Source organism: Streptomyces sp. NBC_00234 (assembly GCF_036195325.1).
Lineage (GTDB): Bacteria > Actinomycetota > Actinomycetes > Streptomycetales > Streptomycetaceae > Streptomyces.
Genome location: NZ_CP108101.1, coordinates 3,526,901 through 3,542,908, shown reverse-complemented (window position 1 = coordinate 3,542,908; position 16,008 = coordinate 3,526,901). Strand labels below are relative to the sequence as shown.

Genomic DNA, 16,008 nt, shown 5'->3' with positions numbered 1-16,008 from the left:
TCCGGTGATCGAGGACGAAACGGCCGCCGGACGGACCCGGCGACCGCCCGCCCCCCTGTTGAGGAGCCGCACGTGTCCACGCCAGCCTCCGCACCCGTCACCCCCTCCCGCCCCGTCCTCGTCGAGCCGACCAAGGTCAGGGCGGCGGACGGAACCGTACGAGAAGTCTCCGTACCCGCCTTCGCCCCGTCCGTTCGACGCGGCTCACTCGCCGAGATCCCCTTCGACAACGCCCGCGAGGCCCCGGCCGAGGCGGTGCTCAGCCGCAAGCAGCCCGACGAGAGCTGGCAGGAGGTGACGGCCGCCGAGTTCGCCGCCGAGGTCACGGCCGTCGCCAAGGGGCTGATCGCCGAAGGGCTCCAGGCCGGCGACCGGGTCGCGATCATGGCCCGGACGACCTACGAGTGGACCCTGCTCGACTTCGCGTCCTGGGCCGCCGGTCTGGTCACCGTGCCCATCTACCCCACCTCGTCGGCCTTCCAGGCGCGCTGGATCCTCCAGGACGCGGGCGTCGTCGCCTGCGCCGTGGAGACGACCGAACAGGCCCGGCTGATCAGCCAGGAGCGCAAGCAGCTCGGCGACCTGGAACACCTCTGGCAGTTCGACACCGGGTCCCTCGGCCGGCTCAAGACCCTCGGCAGGGACGTGCCCGACGAGGTCGTCACCGCCCGCAGAGCCGGCCTCGAACCCGACACCCCGGCCACCCTCATCTACACCTCGGGCACCACGGGCCGCCCCAAGGGCTGCGTCCTGACCCACGGCAACTTCTTCGCCGAGGTCGACAACGCGATCGAACTGCTCCACCCGGTCTTCAAGTCCGTGTCCAAGTACCCGGCGTCCACGCTCCTCTTCCTCCCGCTCTCCCATGTGTTCGGCCGGATGGTCGCCATCGGCTGTCTACGGGCGCGGGTCCGCCTGGGCCACGCGCCCTCCATCCGGACCGAGGACCTGCTCGCCGACCTCGCGGGCTTCAAGCCCTCGTTCCTGCTGGCCATCCCGTACGTGCTGGAGAAGGTGTTCAACACCGGCCGGGCGACGGCCGAGAAGATGGGCCGCGCCTCGTCCTTCGACCGGGCCGCCCGGATCGCCCGGCGCTACGGCGAGGCGGTCGAGGCCGCCGAACACGGGACGGGCCCCGGCCCCGGACTCGGCCTGCGCATGGCCAGGGCCCTCTACGACCCCCTGGTCTACCGGCGTATCCGGGCCGCGCTCGGCGGGCACGTGCGGTACGCGATCTGCGGCGGCTCCCCGCTGGGGCACCGGCTCGCCGCGTTCTACGCGGGCGCGGGCATCGAGATCTTCGAGGGGTACGGCCTGACGGAGACCACCGCGGCCCACACGGTGACCCCGCCCCTCAAGCCCCGCCTCGGCACCGTCGGCTGGCCCCTGCCGGGCACCGCCGTGCGGATCGCCGACGACGGGGAGGTCCTGTTGCGGGGAGGTCAGGTGTTCCAGGGCTACTGGGACGCCGAGCGCGGGACGGCGGTGCCGCATCTGGACGAGGGCTGGTTCGCCACCGGCGACCTGGGCGCGCTCGACGAGGACGGCTACCTCTCGATCACCGGCCGCAAGAAGGACATCATCATCACGACCGGTGGCAAGAACGTCACTCCGGCCCCGCTGGAGGACTGGCTGCGCGCCCACCCGCTGGTCGGCCAGTGCATGGTGGTCGGCGACAACCGCTCGTTCATCACCGCGCTGATCACCCTGGAACCGGACGGTCTCGCGCACTGGCGCCAGATGCGCAAGAAGCAGGACATCCCCATGCGGGACCTCGTGAACGACGAGGACCTGCGTGCGGCGCTGCAACGCGCGGTGGACGAGGCCAACCGGCTGGTGTCGCGCGCGGAGTCGATCCGCAAGTTCACCGTCCTGCCGACGGACTTCACCGAGGAGAGCGGCCATCTGACCCCCTCGCTCAAGCTGAAGCGGGCCGCGATCGAGGAGGACTTCCGGGCGGAGATCGAGGAGCTGTACCGCAAGTAGGGAGAAGTCCCGACTTCCTTACGGGCGGGCCCGGTTGGGCCCGCCTTCCGGGTCTACTGGGGACGTCGAAGTTCCGGCACTCTGGACGCTCCACGTCCGTTCAACGCGGATTGATGCCCACGCTTCGACTTCTTCGTACCGGAGGATGAATGCGCACGCGCACGCGATCGATACGTATCTCCCTGCTGGCCCTGCTCTCCCTCCTCGGCGGCCTCCTCGCCGTCACGGCCACCGCGACCCCCGCCGCCGCTGCACCGAACTTCAAGGCCCCCTTCGGCTGCGGCCAGCAATGGACCTACAGCCACCACTCGGCCGAGGTCAGACAGGCCCTCGACTTCGTCCGCACGGACGGCGGCGCCACGGCCGGGTCGGCCGTACTGGCCTCCGCGGGCGGCACCGCCTACCGCTACTCGCAGCCCACCGGCGCGGGGAACTACATCGCCATCGACCACGGCGGTGGCTGGAAGACGTACTACTTCCACCTGGCCTCGTACTCCGTGGCCAACGGCGCCCAGGTCTCCCAGGGCCAGCAGATCGGCGTCACCGGCTCCACCGGCAACAGCTCGGGTGCCCACATCCACTACGAGCAGCTGTACAACGGCGTCGGCCAGAGCATCGTGATCAACGGCCAGTCGCTCGCCCCGTACCCCGGCTCGTACTACAGCAAGTACCTGACCAGCGACAACGGTTGTGGCGGCGGTGGCGGAAAGTACTGGGTCGACACCTTCGCCAACGCCACCGGATACGCCGCGGCGAACACGAACGACGCGCAGGGCGTGCTGAACGCGGGCACGAACTACGTCTACTGCAAGGTCTGGGGCCAGCAGATCGGCTCGGGCAGCAGCTACAACCACTGGTGGCTGAAGACCGACCTGGACACGGTGTACGCGGGCAAGAACGGCTACGGGGCCTATGTCTCGGCGTACTACCTCTCCCGCTGGGGCAATGACGAGGCCCGTGACAACAACGGCACGGTGATCCCGGACTGCTGAGCCGGCGCCGAGGCCGTACGGCCGGATCCGGTCCCTGCCGTACGGCCTCGGCATCCCGGCCGCCGAGGCCGGCGACCGCGGACCCTGAGGCGTCGCGCCCGCGCTCCGTAACTTCCCTTGCCTGATGGACCGTCAGGTACGACGATGTCCCCGCCCGTCATGTGACGGGACGTCAGATCCATGAGCCGGGGTCGGGCGGGGTCACCCAGGGGAAGGAGGCCGGTCGGTGCCGATACTGTCCGCCGGGCCGCTGTCGTACGGGATGCAGCTGCCGATCCAGTCGCAGAGCACCATCTACGCGGAGAGGTGGGAGGCCGGGGCCACCCCCGACGACCTCGCCGAGATCGCCCGCACCGCCGACCGGGCCGGGTTCGGGTACCTGGCCTGTTGTGATCACGTCGGCGTGCCGGAGCGGCTCGCCGAGGCCATGAGTACGGTCTGGTACGACCCCGTGGCCACCTTGTCGTTCCTCGCGGGGGTCACCGAGCGGGTCCTGCTGATGAGCCATGTCGCCGTCGTCGGACTGCGGCACCCGCTCGTCACCGCCAAGCAGTACGCCACGCTGGACCACCTCAGCGGCGGCCGGCTGATCCTCGGGGTCGGGGCCGGGCACGTGCGGGAGGAGTTCGAGGCGCTCGGGGTGGACTTCGACGGGCGCGGAGGGCTGCTCGACGAGAGCATCGACGCGCTGAAGGCCGCACTCGGGCCGGCCGAGTACCCGGAGTTCGCGGGGGAGCGGTTCACTTTCGGCGGGCTGGGGCAGCTGCCGCGTCCCGCGCAGGGGCGGGTGCCCGTCTGGGTGGGCGGTTCCTCGCCCGCCGCCGTCCGGCGGGCCGCCGTGCGCGGCGACGGGTGGCTGCCGCAGGGGGACCCCAGGAGCAGGCTGCCCGCGCAGATCGCCCGCTTGCTGGCCCTGCGCGAGGAGGCCGGGGTCGAGGAGCCCATCGTCGTCGGGGCGATCACCGAGCCGCTGTACGTGGGCGAGCCCGACTGGGCCGTGGGCAGGCGCGCTCTCACCGGGAAGCCGGAGGTCATCGCCGAGTCGCTGCGCGAGTACGCGGCGATGGGCGTCCACCAGATCCAGGTGCGGTTCCGCAGCCGGAGCCGTGCCGAACTGACCGACCAGATGGCGGCGTTCGCCGCCGAGGTCGCACCTCATCTCGACAGGTAGGGAGACCGGGCATGGGAAAGCTGGACGGACGTGTCGTGCTGATCAGCGGTGCGGCGCGCGGGCAGGGCGAGCAGGAGGCGCGGCTCTTCGCCGCCGAAGGGGCGCGGGTGGTGATCGCCGACGTGCTCGACGAGCAGGGGGAGGCGCTCGCCAAGGAGCTCGGGGACGAAGCGGCCCGGTTCGTGCATCTGGACGTGAGCCGGGAGGAGGAGTGGCAGGCCGCCGTCGAGGAGGCGAAGGCCGCCTTCGGGAAGATCGACGGGCTGGTCAACAACGCGGGGATCCTGCGCTTCAACGAGCTGGTGAGCACGCCGCTGGCGGAGTTCCAGCAGATCGTGCAGGTCAACCAGGTCGGGGCCTTTCTGGGGATCAAGACCGTCGCCCCGGAGATCGAGGCCGCGGGCGGCGGGACGATCGTCAACACCGCCTCATACACCGGTCTCACCGGCATGGCCTTCGTGGGCGCCTACGCCGCCACGAAGCACGCTGTCGTCGCCCTGACGAAGGTGGCGGCGCTGGAGCTGGCGGGCAAGGGGATCCGGGTCAATGCCGTGTGCCCCGGGGCGGTGGACACCGCGATGACCAATCCGGCGGCGCTGGACCCGGCGGCGGACCCCGAGGAGACCGGGGCCGCGGTGGCGGAGCTCTACCGCAAGCTCGTGCCGCTCGGGCGCATCGGGCGGCCGGAGGAGGTGGCGGCGCTGGCGCTGTTCCTGAGCTCCGAGGACTCCTCGTACGTCACCGGGCAGCCGTTCGTGATCGACGGCGGCTGGCTGGCGGGCGTCAGCCTGTTCTGACGATGCGTCAGCTATTGACGGGTCGGACCACCGGTGGAACAGTCGGTCGCATCGTGAACTGACGGTGTGTCAGAAATGATTGAGGACGGTGAACCTCCGTGGAATTCGGGCTCTTTGTGCAGGGGTACGTGCCTGCCGCGCGCGCCAAGGTCGATCCCGAGGCAGAGCACAAGGCACTGATCGAGGAGACCGAGTACGTCATCCAGGCGGACAAGTCCGGCTTCAAGTACGCCTGGGCCTCCGAGCACCACTTCCTGGAGGAGTACTCGCACCTCTCCGCCAACGATGTGTACCTGGGCTACCTCGCGCACGCCACCGACCGGATTCACCTGGGGTCCGGCATCTTCAACCCGCTCGCCCCGGTCAACCACCCGGTGAAGGTGGCCGAGAAGGTCGCCATGCTCGACCACCTGTCGGAAGGGCGCTTCGAGTTCGGCACGGGGCGCGGGGCCGGCAGCCACGAGATCCTGGGATTCATGCCGGGCATCACCGACATGAACCACACCAAGGAACTCTGGGAGGAGACCATCGCGGAGTTCCCCAAGATGTGGCTCCAGGACGAGTACGTCGGCTTCCAGGGCAAGCACTGGTCGTTGCCGCCGCGGAAGATCCTGCCGAAGCCGTACGGGACGTCGCACCCGGCCATGTGGTACGCGGCCGGCTCGCCTTCCTCGTACGCCATGGCGGGGAAGAAGGGCCTCGGCGTGCTGGGCTTCAGCGTGCAGAAGGTCGCCGACATGGAGTGGGTCGTCGAGTCGTACAAGACGGCGGTCAAGGAGGCCCGGCCGGTCGGGGACTTCGTCAACGACAACGTGATGGTGACGTCCACGGCGATCTGCGCGGAGACGCACGCGAAGGCCGTGGAGATCGCGGTCGGCGGCGGGCTGAACTACCTCCAGTCGCTGCTCTTCCGCTACCACGACACGTTCCCCCGGCCCGACGGCGTCCCGGAGTGGCCCGAGCTGCTGCCGGAGTACTCCGAGGAGATCATCGAGCTGCTGATCGCGGAGGAGCTGATGATCTGCGGTGATCCCGACGAGGTGCTGAAGCAGTGCCGGCGCTGGGAGCAGGCGGGGGCGGACCAGCTGAGCTTCGGGCTGCCGATCGGGATCTCGCCCGAGGACACGCTGAACTCGATCAAGCTGATCGGGGAGCACGTGATTCCGAAGATCGACACGGATCCGGTGCACCGGACGAGCCGGTTCCGGGCGGCGGCCGGTTCGTAGGCGGCACGCGCGGGGCCGAACGGCACGGGCTCGGCTCCGCCGAGCCCGTCCGGCGGCCGAGCAGCGGGGGGGCCGGGGGCGGAGCTCCCGGCCATCGACCGGGCGGCGTCTTCCCGGACCGTCGCCCCGGCCGCCGGGATGCGTACCGCGGCCAGCCCGTACGCACCCCGGCGGCACACCACCACACGAAGGGAACCGTCATGCTCGACCACCTCATCCGCGGAGCGACCGTCGTGGACGGCACCGGCGCTCCCGCGTACACCGCCGATCTCGGCATCCGCGACGGCCGCATCGCCGTCATCGCCGAGCCGGGCGTCCTCACCGAGGACGCCGTCACCACCGAGGACGCCACCGGGCTGGTGCTCGCACCCGGCTTCGTCGACCCGCACACCCACTACGACGCGCAGCTGTTCTGGGACCCGTACGCCACGCCCTCCATGAACCACGGCGTCACCACCGTCGCCGGGGGCAACTGCGGATTCACCCTCGCCCCGCTCCACCCGGACCGGCCCGAGGACGCCGACTACACCCGGCGGATGATGTCGCGGGTGGAGGGCATGGCCCTCGCGGCGCTCGAAGAGGGCGTCGAGTGGACCTGGTCCGGCTTCGGGGAGTATCTCGACGCCCTCGAAGGACGCATCGCCGTCAACGCCGGGTTCATGGTCGGGCACTGCGCCCTGCGCCGCCACGTCATGGGCCCCGACGCGGTCGGCGGACAGCCCACGGAGCGGCAGACGGCCGCCATGACCGCGCTGCTCCACGACGCGATGGACGCCGGGGCCTGGGGGCTCTCCACCACGCAGTCCTCCACCCACTCCGACGGCGACGGACAGCCGGTCGCCTCCCGGCACGCACGGCCCGAGGAGCTCCTCGCCCTGTCCCGGGCCGTCGGGGAGCACGAGGGCACCCAGCTCGAAGCGATCGTCGCGGGCTGCCTCGACCAGTTCTCCGACGAGGAGATCGACCTGCTCGTCGACATGAGCGCAGCCGCCGGACGGCCCCTCAACTGGAACGTCCTCACCATCGACGCCGCCGTCCCCGAGCGCGTACCCCGCCAGCTGATACCCAGCGAACGGGCCCGTCGCGCGGGCGGCCGGATCGTCGCCCTCACCATGCCGATCCTCACGCCGATGAACATGTCGCTCGGCACCTTCTGCGCCCTCAACCTCATCCCCGGCTGGGGCGACATCCTCGCCCTCCCCGTTCCCGAGCGCATCGAGCGGCTGCGCGACGCCGGCACCCGTGCCGAGATGCTCCGCCGCGCCAACAGCAAGGAGGCAGGCGTCTTCCGCCGCCTCGCCGACTTCGGCCGCTACGTCATCGGGGACACCTACAGTCCGGCGAACGAAGGACTCACGGGGCGCGTCGTCAGGGACATCGCCGCCGAACGCGGGCAGGACCCCTTCCAGTGCCTCGTCGAGATCTGTGCCGTCGACGAGCTGCGTACGGTCCTGTGGCCCATGCCCTCCGACAACGACCCGGCCTCCTGGGACCTGCGCCGCCAGACCTGGGAACACGAGGACGTCCTGCTCGGGGGGTCCGACGCGGGCGCCCACCTGGACCGGATGTGCGGAGCCCCGTACACCACACGCTTTCTCGGCGACTGTCTGCGCGGCCGGAAACTCCTCCCGCTGACCCAGGCCGTCAAGATGCTCACCGACGACCCGGCGCAGCTCTTCGGCCTGCGCGAGCGGGGGCGCATCCAGGAAGGCTTCCACGCCGACCTCGTCCTCTTCGATCCCGAACGCATCGACGCGGGTCCCGCCACCCTCGTGCACGACCTGCCGGGCGACAGCCCGCGCCTGGACTCCAAGGCCCTCGGGATCGTGTCCGTCCGCGTCAACGGCGTCGAGACGCTGCGCGAGGACAAGGTGACCGGCGCGGTCCCCGGCACGGTGCTCCGCTCCGGCCGCGACACCCGGACGGTGAGCACCGCATGAGCGGGACGACGGAGCAGCCGCTGTTCATCGGCGGGGAGTGGACGGAGCCGGACGGCGGTCACTACGACGTGATCAACCCGGCCACCGAGGAGGTCGTCGGACGGGCGCCCGAGGCGAGCCGCGCGCAGGTGTACGCGGCTGCCGCCGCGGCCCGCGAAGCCTTCGCCACCTGGTCGCGCACCCGCCCGGAGGAGCGGGCCGCGATCCTGGACCGGGCCGCCGGGATCATCCAGCGGGACGCCGCCGCCCACACCGTGCTGGCCTCGGCGGAGAGCGGTGCGACCACGGGAACGGCCGGCGGCATGCAGGTGGCCGTCGGCGCGGCCCGCTTCCGGCGGTACGCGAAGGGCGCGCTGGAACCCGTCGAGCAGGCCGTGCCGCCGCAGATCAACGAGGCGGGCCCGATGGGGCGGGCCGGTGTCTTCGGCGCGCTGGCCGTCCGCCGCCCGGTCGGGGTCGTCACCTGCATCACCTCGTACAACAACCCGTGGGCCAACGCGGCGGGCAAGATCGCCCCCGCGCTCGCCATGGGCAACACGGTCCTCGTGAAACCGGCCCCGCAGGACCCGCTCTCCGTCTACGCGATGGCCGCCGCCCTCGAAGAGGCGGGCATCCCGCCGGGCGTCGTCAACGTCGTGACCGGTTCGGGCCCCGGGGCGGGGGAGGCCGCCGTCGACTCGCCCGACGTCGACATGGTCAGCTTCACCGGCTCGACCGGCGTGGGGCAGCGCATCGCCGAGGTGTGCGGGCGCTCGATGAAACGGCAGCTGATGGAACTGGGGGGCAAGGGGGCGGCGCTCGTCCTCGACGACGCCGACCTGGACTCCGCGGTGGCGGGCATCGGCACGACGTTCTCCTTCTACAGCGGCCAGATCTGCACGGCCCCGACCCGGGTGCTGGCGCAGCGCGGTGTGTACGACGAGCTGGTCGGGAAGCTGGCCGCGTACGCGGGCTACCTGAAGGTCGGGGACCCGACCGCCCGCGGCACGGTCGTCGGCCCGGTCATCTCCGCCGCGCACCGCGACCGCGTCGAGTCGTACGTCGAGCTCGGGCGGAAGGAAGGGGCGCGGCTCGCCGCGGGCGGCGCCCGCCCGGCCGGTCTCGACCGGGGCTTCTACGTGGCCCCCACCCTGCTCGCCGACTGCACGAACGACATGCGCGTCGTGCGGGAGGAGATCTTCGGACCGGTCGTCGTGGTCGTCCCCTTCGACGAGGAGGAGGAGGGGATCGCCCTGGCCAACGACAGCGACTACGGGCTGCTCGACTACGTCTGGTCGGGGGACGTCGCCCGGGCCTTCCGGATCGCCGGACGGCTGCGCGCGGGCGGGGTCGGCGTCAACACCATCGGCCGGAACATGGAGGCGCCGTTCGGCGGCTTCAAGCGGAGCGGTGTGGGCCGGGACGTGGGGTCGTACGCCCTGCACGCGTACAGCGAGACGCAGGCGATCGTCTGGCCGGGCTGAGCGGCGCGGGACGGGGGCAGGGGCCGTGCCTGTTCGCAATGCGGACAGGCACGGGAAACTTTTGAACCAGGACGAAATGGACAGTGCTGCGGTTCTCGTACGCTGCCGTGTCCGCTCCTGGATCTCCCATCGAGAGGCGCAGTGCTCTTCGCGCCTTCAATTCATCAACTCGTAGTCCAGTATTCATACTCAATCAAAGGGTGAGACGGCGGAGTCTCACCCTCCGGATATGGATATCGCAGCGAATAACGTCACCTTCATGACTCAGCTGGACACGCGGCCACAGGCCGGAGACGCGGTACGGGGATCGGCCCCTGCCGACGGCGGTGTACGCGGCAAGGGCCTCGGCGGCAACTCCGTGGGCCTGATGGGCAGCGCCGTCATCGGCGTCTCCACCGTCGCCCCCGTGTACTGCCTGACCTCCACACTCGGCTCCACGGCCGGAGAGGTCGGCGTGCAGATGCCGGCCGTCTTCCTGGCGGGCTTCCTGCCGATGCTGCTGGTCGCCTTTGCGTACCGCGAGCTCAACCGGGTCATGCCCGACTGCGGCACCTCCTTCACCTGGACGGTGAAGGCGTTCGGCCCGCGCGTCGGCTGGATGTGCGGCTGGGGCCTGGTCATCGCGACGATCATCGTCCTGTCGAACCTGGCGGGCGTCGCCACCTCGTACTTCTGGCTCCTGGCGGGCGAGATCACCGGCAGCGGATCGATCGCGGCCCTGGACGACAGCAAACCGGTCCACATCCTCACCTGCCTCGTCCTGATCGCCGTCGCCACGGCCATCAGCTACCGCGGGATGACGGCCACCAAGGGCATCCAGTACGCACTGGTCGGCCTCCAGCTCGTGGTCCTCGCGATCTTCGTGGCGATGGCCTTCCAGAAGGCCGGCAGCGGCACGTTCGACACGGGCCTGGACTTCTCCTGGTCCTGGATGAACCCGTTCGCGGTCCAGTCCTTCGCCGCCTTCACGGCCGGCCTGTCGCTCTCGATCTTCATGTACTGGGGCTGGGACGCCTGCATGACCACGAACGAGGAGACCGTCGGCAGCGCCAGGACGCCCGGCCGGGCCGCCCTCATCGCGATGGTCGTCCTCGTCGGCTCGTACCTGGCCACCGGCATCGCCGCCCAGATGATGGTCGGCTCCGGCGACGAGGGCCTCGGCCTCGCCAACCCGGAGACCTCCGACAACGTCTTCGCCGCGCTCGCGGGCCCGGTCATGGGTCCCGGCCTCGGCATCCTGCTCTTCGTCGCGGTCCTCGCGTCGGCCGCGGCGAGCCTGCAGACCACCTTCATCCCGGTGGCGCGCACGGTGCTGGCGATGGCCTCGTACGAGGCCCTGCCCGCCTCGTACGCCAAGGTCCACACGCGGTTCAAGACCCCGGGCCGCGCGACGGTCACGGCGGGCGTCGCGACCGGCACGTTCTACACGGTCATGACCCTGGTCAGCGAGAACGTCCTCGTCGACACGATCTACGCGCTCGGCCTGATGATCTGCTTCTACTACTCGATCACGGCGTTCGCGTGCGCCTGGTACTTCCGTCGCGAGCTGTTCCGCTCGGCCCGGGACTTCGTCTACAAGGGGCTCTGCCCGATCCTCGGCGGCACCCTGCTCACCGCGGTCTTCGGCAAGACCCTGTACGACATGTGGGACCCGGCGTACGGCTCCGGCTCCTCGGTGTTCGGCGTCGGCTCGGTCTTCGTGATCGCCGTCGGGCTGCTGCTCCTCGGCGGGGTGCTGATGCTCGTGATGCAGCGCCGCAGCCCGGCGTTCTTCCGCGGCGAGGTGCTGACGCGGGAGACCCCGGCGCTGGTGGTCGCGGACTGAGCGACCGTCGCGCCGGGCCGGCGGGCGCCGGCCCGGCGGGGGCTCAGCCCGCGCGCCAGTAACCCAGGGCGTTCACACGGTCCTTGGGAACGGCCAGGTCCTTGCGTGCGAACGCGGCCAGGGACCTGGTCGTCGTCGTGTCGCAGGCGATCCAGACGTACGCGTCGGACGGGTCGTCGCCGAGCAGCTCCGGCAGGGCCGCCTTCACCTCGGCCACCAGGTGCGCGCCCGCCTCGCGGCGCGGGACCTTGTGCAGGGTGTGGTGGGCCGGGTCCAGCCGGAACGGCAGTTTCTCGTCGGAGTCGTGCGTCGTCTCGAACCAGATCGTCGCCGGGGTCTGCGGGACCGCGTCCAGCAGGGAGTTGATCGCGGGGAGGGACGCGGTGTCGCCGACGACGAAGAGCCGGGCGGGGGCGGGCTCGGGCAGCGTGAAGCCCGTGCCCTGGAGGGTCGCGTCGATGGTGTCGCCCGCCTGCGCGGTGCGGGCCCAGTCGCTCGCGGCGCCGTCGTGGAGCGCGAACTCCAGGCTGAACGTTCCGGCGGCCGGGTCCGGGTCGACGAGGGTGTAGGCGCGCTGGTGGGGTTTGCCCGCCTGCTCGAACCAGATGCGCACCCACATCGTGGGGTGTGCGCCGCCGGTCGCGGTCAGCATCCCGCCGTCCTTCACGTGCACCCGGCGGAAGTCCTCGGTGACCTGCTCGGATCCCGTCACGGTGAACGTGAAATCGCGCCCCCGCATCAACTTGAGGACGACGCCCTCCCAGCCATGACCCACGACTGATCCCTTCCCTGTCCCCAGCCCCGAAAATTGCTTTAGGTTAGGCTAACCTAAATTGTGGGGGCTGGGGAGTGGCTGAAAAGCGCCGGAAGCGGCGTTCGGGAGTGGGGATGGGGACCGTGGGCGGATCAACGACGTCGGAGGCCGGCTTCGAAGTCTTCCGGGACGACTGGGGGATACCCCATCTGCGGGCGGAGAGTGCTCTCGCGCTCGCCCGCGCGCAGGGCCACAACGCCGCGACGGACCGCGCCTGGCAGGTCGAGACCGAACGCCACCGGCTGCAGGGCACCACGGCCGCGTTCCTCGGTGAAGCGGCGCTCGGCTGGGACCGGTTCGCCCGCCAGGCCCGGCTCGACGACACCGCACGCCGCTGCTTCGACCGGCTCGACCCGGGGACCGCGGCCTGGGTGACGGCCTACGTCGACGGGGTCAACGCCGGACTCGCCGAAGGGGCCCGAAGATCCCCGGAGTTCGCAGCCGCCGGGCTCGCTCCGGGCCGCTGGCAGCCGTGGACCCCGCTCGGGGTCTGGCTCTCCACCCACATCCTGTTCGCGGGCTTCCCCACCAAACTCTGGCGTGAAGAGGTCGCCCGCCGGCTCGGCGACGACGCGATCACCCTCTTCGCCACCGACGGCCCGGGCACCTCCGGCAGCAACGGCTGGCTCCTCACGGGGGAACGCACCGTCAGCGGCGCCCCCGTCATCGCGGGCGACCCGCACCGCTTCATCGAGGACCCCGGGGTCTACCAGCAGATCCGGCTGGCCTGCCCCGAGTTCGACGTGGTGGGCCTCGCCGTCCCCGGGGTCCCGGGCCTCGCCCACTTCGGCCACACGGGCGGCGTCGCCTGGGCCATCACCAACGCGATGGCCGACTACCAGGACCTGTACCGGGAGCAGTTGCGGCGTACGGCGGACGGCGGCGTCGAGGCGCTCGGCCCCGAGGGCTGGGAGACGGCCCACGTGCACACGGAGAGCATCGCGGTGTCGGGCGGTGAGCCGGTCGGGATCGAGGTCGTCGAGACCGCGCGCGGCCCGGTGATCGTCGGAGGCCCGGACACCGGAGCCGAGGCCGAAGCCGGGTCACCGGCAGCCGACGCCCCGGCCCTCAGCCTCCGTTACCCGCCCCGCGTCACCGGTCTGCTCGGCTTCGAGGTGCTGCCCGCCCTCCTCCGGGCCCGTACCGTCGGCGACGTCGACACGGCACTCGACGGCTGGGTCGAACCCGTCAACGTCGTGCTCGCCGCCGACACCACCGGCGCGACCCTGCACCGCGTCGCCGGCTACGTACCCGTGCGCCCGCGCGAGAACCAGTTGCGCGTCGTCCCCGCCCACGACCCCGCGTACGCCTGGCACGGCCGGCACGCGCCCATGCCGCGCACCGCCTCGGGGGCCGACGCGACCGGTACGGCGGTGATGGCCAACGAACGCGGCCTCGCCGCCCCGCTCGGCGTCGAGTTCGCCCCCGCGCACCGCGCCGAGCGCATCCGCGAACTGCTCGGCACGGGCGGACGCCGGTCCGCCGAGGACATGGCCGCCATCCACATGGACACCCGTCTCGCCTCGGCCCGGCCCCTGCTGGCGCTGCTCGCCGACACCGCGGAGCTGAGCCCGGGGGCGGCGGAACTGCGCGACAGGCTGCTGCGCTGGGACCGGCACATGGAGGCCGCCGCCACGGACCCCACGCTGTACTCGGCCCTGCGCGCCGAGGTCGTCCACCGCCTGGCCGCCCACCCCGCCCTGTCCGTCCTGACGGGCGCCGCCGACCCCGTCCGCAGCACCGCCCACCCGGAGCTGTTCCGCCCCTGGCTCGCCGCGGTGCCGAGGGTCGGGTACGCCCTGGAGACGCTGATCGGCCACGAACTCTTCCCGTACGAGGACCGGTTGGCGGCGGTCACCGCAGCCGTCGAGGCGGTCGCGGCCCGGTACGACGAGGAGAACCCGCCCCTCCCCTGGGGCGAGGTGCACCGCCTCGCGCCCTGGCAGGCGTGGCCGGACACCGACCCCGACCCGGAGGCGAGCCGGCCCGGTCTGGCGGGCGACCACGACTGCGTGCTGTCCACGTCCAGCGTCCCCGGCATCACCGACCACGGCGCCCGCGGCCCGGCCGCCCGCTACGTATGGGACCTGGCGCGCCGCGAGGACAGCCTGTGGGTGGTCCCCTTCGGCGCCTCAGGGATACCCGGCGACGCCCACCACCGTGACCAGCTCCCGCTGTGGACGAAGGGCGGGCTCGCCCCCGTGGTCACCGACTGGAAACTGCTGCACCGCGACCGACCCGAGGAGAGAACCGAAGTGACCGCAGCCCGACCCGCCGCCCCCGAACGGCGCGAGACCGTGTACGAGCAGGACGTCGACGGCTTCGGAACCGTGCGCCTGGTCTCCGTGGACCCCCTCGCCGACCTCGACCTGATCCACAGCTGGGTCGGCGAGGAGCGGGCCCGCTTCTGGGGCATGACCGAGTCGAGCCGCGAGGAGGTCCTGGAGGCGTACACCTTCCTGGACTCGCTCACGACGCACCACGGTTACCTGGTCCTGCGGGACGACGTCCCGGTCGCGATCTACCAGACGTACGACCCGGCCGAGGACCCGCTCGCCGACTGCTACGAGGTGCGGCCCGGCGACTTCGGCGTGCACCTGCTGATGGGCCCCAGCGACAAGGCCGAGCCCGGCTTCACCGGCGTGCTGCTCGCGGTGTTCGTCGCCCATGCCTTCAGCGACCCGGCCCATCTGCGGGTCGTCGTCGAGCCCGACGCCCGCAACGAGCGGGCGATCGCCCGGATGGTCAGGGCCGGCTTCGAACTCGGCCCGGAGATCGACAAGCCGGAGAAGCGCGCGAGGCTGGCCTTCCTGGAGCGTCCGGCTCACTTCAGATAGGGCTGGAGGGCCTTGCCCCAGGTGTTCGCCACCTTCGTGTAGGCCTTCTCGCAGCCCTTGGTCCGCTTCTCGGGAAGGAGGTCCGGGCCGACGAGGTCCTGGTACCCGTCGGGATCGGAGCCGTACACCCAGCAGGCCAGCGCGTAGAACTGCGCCGTGCCCACGGCGTGGTCCTCGGCGAAGGCGGTCCGGGCGGTGCTCCGCACGCCCTGGCCCGCCATCTCCCCCCAGGCGTCGATGATGCCGACGACGAAGTCCTTGTCGTCGTCGTCCGTGGTGAGGAGGACGGCGGAGAGCTGGTTCACGGCCGTCTCCTCGTCCCCGTCGACCGGCAGGCCGTACATCGCGATCAGCCCGTGCCCCAGCTCGTGCACGAGGACGCCGTGGGTCAGGCCGATGAGGCCGGCGGCGACGGCGTCCTGCGTCTCCCGTGTGGCGCCGGGGGTGGCGCTCGGGGCGGCGGACTTCTCGTACACCGGTGCCATGCGCCCGAGGAACTCGTAGCAGTAGGTGATCGTCCGGGCCGTCGGGTCCCAGTACGCGTCGGTCGTGCCGCAGCTCTTCGCCTCGACGGGCACGTCGTAGGGGAGCGCGACCCGGCTGTTCGCGTAGTCGGCGAAGCCCTCCAGGGTCTTGTTCTTCCGGAGGAACGCCTCCGTCTCCCGGTCCGCGGCCGTCAGGCCCTCGGTGTACGACACGACCAGCTCGCCCTTGCCCGCCGGGGACGCGGCGGGCGAGGTGGCCCGGGCCGCCGCGACGGCCGCGGAGGGCTCCGCGCCGCTTCCTGTGCCCTCCGGTCCGCCGGACGAGCAGCCCGCCGATGCCAGCCCCAGCGCGGCGGCCAGCACGGCTGCGCCGGCCGCCCGCCGCACCGCCCGCGCTCGGGCCGTCGCCCCGCTCCACGTGCCGTTCCAGGTCCGTGCCCGGGTTCGCATCGAAACTCAGCCCCTCACCGTC

The 16,008-nt window shown here is 71.5% G+C and carries 11 protein-coding genes; 9 read left to right on the top strand and 2 right to left on the bottom strand.

The window, feature by feature from the left end; translation table 11 throughout:
- The first annotated feature begins 72 nt into the window (after positions 1 to 72).
- From OG230_RS15285 to OG230_RS15250, 8 genes are all read left to right on the top strand, one after another.
- On the top strand, positions 73 to 1,986 hold the full coding sequence (locus OG230_RS15285) for an AMP-dependent synthetase/ligase (RefSeq protein WP_328910765.1): 1,914 nt from the start codon (positions 73 to 75) through the stop codon (positions 1,984 to 1,986).
- A 149-nt stretch (positions 1,987 to 2,135) separates the two neighbouring features.
- Positions 2,136 to 2,978 (top strand): M23 family metallopeptidase, encoded by an 843-nt coding sequence (locus OG230_RS15280; protein ID WP_328910764.1) that lies wholly within the window; start codon positions 2,136 to 2,138, stop codon positions 2,976 to 2,978.
- A gap of 262 nt (positions 2,979 to 3,240) precedes the next feature.
- Positions 3,241 to 4,149, top strand: coding sequence for an LLM class F420-dependent oxidoreductase (locus tag OG230_RS15275; RefSeq protein ID WP_443051589.1), 909 nt, complete (start codon positions 3,241 to 3,243; stop codon positions 4,147 to 4,149).
- Positions 4,150 to 4,160: 11 nt separating this feature from the next.
- Positions 4,161 to 4,946: an SDR family NAD(P)-dependent oxidoreductase gene (locus tag OG230_RS15270; protein ID WP_328910762.1), complete on the top strand. Its 786-nt coding sequence runs from the start codon at positions 4,161 to 4,163 to the stop codon at positions 4,944 to 4,946.
- 98 nt (positions 4,947 to 5,044) lie between these two features.
- A complete protein-coding gene (locus tag OG230_RS15265) occupies positions 5,045 to 6,172 on the top strand; it encodes an LLM class flavin-dependent oxidoreductase (protein ID WP_328910761.1) in 1,128 nt (375 codons plus the stop codon).
- A gap of 200 nt (positions 6,173 to 6,372) precedes the next feature.
- Positions 6,373 to 8,112: an N-acyl-D-amino-acid deacylase family protein gene (locus OG230_RS15260; RefSeq protein ID WP_328910760.1), complete on the top strand. Its 1,740-nt coding sequence runs from the start codon at positions 6,373 to 6,375 to the stop codon at positions 8,110 to 8,112.
- Positions 8,109 to 9,575, top strand: coding sequence for an aldehyde dehydrogenase family protein (locus OG230_RS15255; protein ID WP_328910759.1), 1,467 nt, complete (start codon positions 8,109 to 8,111; stop codon positions 9,573 to 9,575). Before OG230_RS15260 ends, OG230_RS15255 begins: the two co-directional genes overlap by 4 nt.
- A gap of 259 nt (positions 9,576 to 9,834) precedes the next feature.
- Complete coding sequence (locus tag OG230_RS15250) at positions 9,835 to 11,400, top strand: APC family permease (RefSeq protein WP_328910758.1); 1,566 nt, start codon at positions 9,835 to 9,837, stop codon at positions 11,398 to 11,400.
- A 43-nt stretch (positions 11,401 to 11,443) separates the two neighbouring features.
- Here OG230_RS15250 and OG230_RS15245 read toward each other — a convergent pair whose 3' ends face one another.
- Positions 11,444 to 12,175, bottom strand: a complete 732-nt coding sequence (locus OG230_RS15245; RefSeq protein WP_328910757.1) for a siderophore-interacting protein — start codon at positions 12,173 to 12,175, stop codon at positions 11,444 to 11,446.
- A 113-nt stretch (positions 12,176 to 12,288) separates the two neighbouring features.
- Between OG230_RS15245 and OG230_RS15240 the strand changes: the two genes are divergently transcribed.
- A complete protein-coding gene (locus OG230_RS15240) occupies positions 12,289 to 15,051 on the top strand; it encodes a GNAT family N-acetyltransferase (RefSeq protein WP_443051556.1) in 2,763 nt (920 codons plus the stop codon).
- On the opposite strand, the gene OG230_RS15235 is transcribed toward OG230_RS15240, so the two are convergent.
- On the bottom strand, positions 15,039 to 15,986 hold the full coding sequence (locus OG230_RS15235; RefSeq protein ID WP_328910755.1) for a DUF4344 domain-containing metallopeptidase: 948 nt from the start codon (positions 15,984 to 15,986) through the stop codon (positions 15,039 to 15,041). The genes OG230_RS15240 and OG230_RS15235 overlap by 13 nt on opposite strands.
- Positions 15,987 to 16,008 lie beyond the last annotated feature (22 nt).

Excerpts from the sequence above, each read along its gene's own strand:
- OG230_RS15260 (WP_328910760.1), top strand. The coding sequence starts at position 6,373 with ATGCTCGACCACCTCATCCGCGGAGCGACCGTCGTGGACGGCACCGGC.
- OG230_RS15275 (WP_443051589.1), top strand. The coding sequence starts at position 3,241 with ATGCAGCTGCCGATCCAGTCGCAGAGCACCATCTACGCGGAGAGGTGG.
- OG230_RS15235 (WP_328910755.1), bottom strand. The coding sequence starts at position 15,986 with ATGCGAACCCGGGCACGGACCTGGAACGGCACGTGGAGCGGGGCGACG.
- OG230_RS15240 (WP_443051556.1), top strand. The coding sequence starts at position 12,289 with ATGGGGACCGTGGGCGGATCAACGACGTCGGAGGCCGGCTTCGAAGTC.
- OG230_RS15255 (WP_328910759.1), top strand. The coding sequence starts at position 8,109 with ATGAGCGGGACGACGGAGCAGCCGCTGTTCATCGGCGGGGAGTGGACG.
- OG230_RS15270 (WP_328910762.1), top strand. The coding sequence starts at position 4,161 with ATGGGAAAGCTGGACGGACGTGTCGTGCTGATCAGCGGTGCGGCGCGC.
- OG230_RS15280 (WP_328910764.1), top strand. The coding sequence starts at position 2,136 with ATGCGCACGCGCACGCGATCGATACGTATCTCCCTGCTGGCCCTGCTC.
- OG230_RS15250 (WP_328910758.1), top strand. The coding sequence starts at position 9,835 with ATGACTCAGCTGGACACGCGGCCACAGGCCGGAGACGCGGTACGGGGA.